The organism is bacterium (assembly GCA_040755795.1).
GTDB lineage: Bacteria > UBA9089 > CG2-30-40-21 > CG2-30-40-21 > SBAY01 > JBFLXS01.
Map to the genome: position 1 here is coordinate 1 of JBFLXS010000430.1, position 3,239 is coordinate 3,239.

Here is a 3,239-nt window from a genome sequence, read left to right on the forward strand (position 1 = left end):
AGAACAAGGGGGCTCAAATGAATATGTTGAGAACAAAAGTGTTACATATTATGATAGTTTCTTTGATTGGATCAGTTCTAGTTTCTTTGATTGGATCAGTTCTCTTCATTGGATGCTCTAAGAAGACACAAAAAGTTTCGCTTGGGTATGTAAGCACAGGACTCACTGGCTTAGCAGTGCAAGTAATGAAAGATCTGAAAATTCCTGAGAAATATGGAATTGAATTTGAATATCAAGGGTTTTTAGACCCATCTTCTTCAAACGATGCTTTCGTTCTGGGTAAGTATCAGGTAAACCTAGCCGCAGGTGTAAATGTAATCGCGTTAGCCAGAAGTAAAGGGTACAAGGTTCAATACTTCTTCCCCACACTGGTGAACTCTGTGAGCCTTCTGGTTAAAAAGGATTCCCTGTATAATAGTCTTTCCGACTTAAAAGGGAGAAAGACAGGGTGGTATGGGTTACCAAGTGGTGGTGGAACGGCATTTTATGTTCTGGCAAAAAAGAAAGGAATCGACATACTTAAGGATTATCAACTCATTCAATCTAAACCACCAGCTTTGCCGCCACTTTTGGAAAAGGGAGAACTTGACGCTATCGTTATTTATGAGCCCTTTGTTTCCCGAATGCTTGCCACCGGAAACTATCGGGTAATTTTAGGTCCGTTTTATCAGGAATGGGAGAAGGAAACAGGATTTAAAATGGAAATGTCTGGATTTGCAGCGAAAGATGAGTGGATAGATCAAAACTTTGATCTAATTAAAAAACTCATAAAAGCGTGGAAAGAAACGGTTGATTACATTAAAAACCACCCAAAAGAAGTCTTAGAGAAGTATCCCGATTATACAAATTTAAAAACTCCACAAGAAATTGAATTGGGCATAAAAAATATTCCTCTAATCTATACTGATGAATGGGGAACTTTAGATCAATCTATTCAATTGATGTTGAACATGTTGGCGAACGATAGCGTACTCATTACACAAATCCCAGAAGGCACAATTAAAAGAATAGAGGAATGAGTATGTTCAAAATATTCATCGGAAAACACTACTCGTTTTTGCTAATTAGTCTTTCGCTGATTGCTCTGATCCTTTTTTGGTGGGTTTTGTCGTTATTTTTTAGGCCGGAATTTCTCCCAAGTCCTATCCTCGTTTTTAAGGGTGCGTGCTCTATTTTTGTTTCTGGGCTGTTCCTTTCCCATATGTATTACACTTTACTCAGAATTGTAAGCGGATTTGTATTATCAATGCTAATAAGCTTAGTGTTAGGCATAGCGATGGGCAGATCGAAATATGTTGAAAAATTCTTTGAGGCAGAAATCCTTGTCGGTCTGACCATCCCTGCTTTAGCTTGGGCTGTGATTTCAATTATGTGGTTTGGCTTAAAGGATTTTGCTGCAATTTTCGCTATCACCGTCTTGATTACACCTGTAATCACACTCAATGTAGTTCAAGGAATGAAAAACTTAGATAAAAGCCTCATTGAGATGGCCAAGACCTTCGAAGCTAAAAGAACACTGGTCATAAGAACCATCATTATTCCCCAATTGCTTCCATATTTGTTCGCTGCAACAAGGTTCGGCTTAGGACTGGCTTGGAAAACTGTCGTTATTGTAGAGATGTTGGGGCTGAGTAACGGCATAGGTTACATGGTCGCGTTTTGGTTTGGTATGTTCTCAATGAAGGATGTTCTTGCATGGACACTTTCTTTTACTTTGGTAATGTTGGTAATTGAATATGGCTTGTTGGGACGGTTGGAAAAATGGGCAACACGATGGAGACCAGTAATATCATTTTAGGGTGAGCTTATGGCAAATATAATAGTTGAAGACCTTCATAAGTCTTTTGTCAAAGAAGATGGGAGTATGGAAGAAGTATTAAACGGTGTAACATTCACTGCAAATCATGAAGAGTTTGTGTGCCTGCTAGGTCCTTCTGGATGCGGAAAGACAACAATTCTTAATATAATTGCTGGATTGATAGCGGACTACTCAGGAAAGCTACTCTTGTCCAAAGAGAAGTTCAATGAGAAAGTAAGGATCGGCTATGTTTTTCAAACACCCAGGTTACTTAATTGGAAAACAGTGCAGGATAATATCATTTTCGCTCTTGAGGCTGTAGGGATACAACAAAAGCAAAGAAAAAAAATAGCGACGGAATATCTAAATTTGGCCGGACTTGCTGATTCAACCAGTAAATATCCACTCTTTTGTTCTGAAGGAGAAAAAGCACGAGTGGCAATAGCAAGGGCTTTAGCAATTGACCCAGATATACTTTTAATGGATGAACCCTTCAGTCACCTTGATGAAATTACCGCAAGAAAGATGAGAACAGAATTATTAAAAATCTGGAGTGAAAAGAGAAAGACGGTCGTCTTCGTTACTCATAATGCGTTGGAAGCGGTTTATTTAGCTGACAAGATTTATATCTTATCTCAAAAGCCAACTGTAACTATTGGAGAAGTTCGGATTGACCTCATGAGACCAAGAATATTAGAAGATATTAGGCTTCTGGAATATCAGAAAGAAGTTCTGAGGAGAATAGGGATATGAAAGGTAGATTGCCATTACTTGTGGGAATAGTGCTGGGAATAATAGGTATACTTGTTAGTATTGTGAACTTTCCCGAACAACAATGGAAATTGTGGATAGTTCCATTCCAACTTGACAAGAATGCTCTTATAGTTATTGTGAGCATTCTCCTAGCACTTTATGGATTGTGGCTAGCTATTAGACAAATTGAACTTGCAAAAGAGGTGGAAGTTTTAGAAGAGATGCCAGAAATCGCAAATGAAATTGTAAAAAGAATTAGAAAGGCAAAAAACATTTTTTCCATAGCAACAACACCTGCAATAGGTGCCAGTGGAGCACCTGATGAAGTAAAAGAACTTGAGAAAATTCTTATAGGTTTTTCTCAGCAAAAAAAGCAAAAGCCTCAAGAAATGTGTTTCTTATGTTATAGCGAAACTGATATAATGAAATTTTACAAAGCTCACAAAATCTCATATAAAAGTACTGATGTTGAGCGGATCACAAAGAACATCATCGGGAAAATAAATGACTTAAAACAAAAGGGCATTGCCAAGGTATTGAACGTAGAGTATTGCAAAATTCCTATTCTTCACTTTCTACTTGTTGACCCGGAATCAAAGAGCAGAGAAAAGAGACGAGCAGTGCTTTGGTATTTAGAAGCTTCGAACGGAAAGGTAATAAAAGGTACCGGTTTTTCTACCAATAATGA

Annotated in this window: 4 protein-coding genes; all 4 read left to right on the forward strand. The window is 37.9% G+C overall.

Features of this window, described 5'->3' with window-relative positions:
* Positions 1-1,019, forward strand: a 1,019-nt coding sequence (locus AB1414_17885) for an ABC transporter substrate-binding protein (protein MEW6609285.1), incomplete at its 5' end; no start/stop codon positions are given.
* 2 nt (positions 1,020-1,021) lie between these two features.
* Positions 1,022-1,798, forward strand: a complete 777-nt coding sequence (locus AB1414_17890; protein ID MEW6609286.1) for an ABC transporter permease — start codon at positions 1,022-1,024, stop codon at positions 1,796-1,798.
* A 9-nt stretch (positions 1,799-1,807) separates the two neighbouring features.
* Positions 1,808-2,551 carry an ABC transporter ATP-binding protein gene (locus AB1414_17895; GenBank protein ID MEW6609287.1) on the forward strand — a complete coding sequence of 248 codons (744 nt, stop codon included), beginning with the start codon at positions 1,808-1,810 and terminating at the stop codon, positions 2,549-2,551.
* Positions 2,548-3,239 (forward strand): hypothetical protein (locus AB1414_17900; protein ID MEW6609288.1); only part of this gene is annotated, 692 nt, incomplete at its 3' end. The genes AB1414_17895 and AB1414_17900, both read left to right, overlap by 4 nt.

Bases quoted from the DNA above. Each gene is read 5' to 3' on its own strand.
- AB1414_17890 (MEW6609286.1), top strand. From the start codon at position 1,022: ATGTTCAAAATATTCATCGGAAAACACTACTCGTTTTTGCTAATTAGT.
- AB1414_17895 (MEW6609287.1), top strand. From the start codon at position 1,808: ATGGCAAATATAATAGTTGAAGACCTTCATAAGTCTTTTGTCAAAGAA.